Origin of the sequence: Paraburkholderia sp. SIMBA_054 (assembly GCF_046534875.1) — a bacterium.
Taxonomy (GTDB): domain Bacteria; phylum Pseudomonadota; class Gammaproteobacteria; order Burkholderiales; family Burkholderiaceae; genus Paraburkholderia; species Paraburkholderia hospita.
On record NZ_JAWRXV010001661.1, the window covers coordinates 1 to 238 of the forward strand.

1 protein-coding gene is annotated in these 238 nt (G+C 57.6%); it reads left to right on the forward strand.

Annotation, left to right across the window (positions count from 1 at the left end; all coding sequences use genetic code 11):
• On the forward strand, nucleotides 1–191 hold a 191-nt coding region (locus SB822_RS60735), incomplete at its 5' end, for an FCD domain-containing protein (RefSeq protein ID WP_410859604.1).
• Between the last annotated feature and the right edge of the window lie 47 nt (nucleotides 192–238).

Below are 238 nucleotides of genomic sequence, written 5' to 3' on the forward strand. Positions count from 1 at the left end.
GGCATAGTCCGCTGACGTCGCATATCAGGACGCGCTTCGAGGACAACGATACATGGGCTCTGGCTTTGGCCGAGCACGAAGCCATCTATGCGGCGCTGGAAGCGAGGGATCCGCTTCAGGCGCAGGCAGCCATGCGAACGCATCTGGACCGGTCCAAGCAGCGTTGGATGGATAATGAACCCAGCGAGTAATTAGCCGGGACGATTTGGGAGTGAGGTCAGACAAATGAATGAATCCG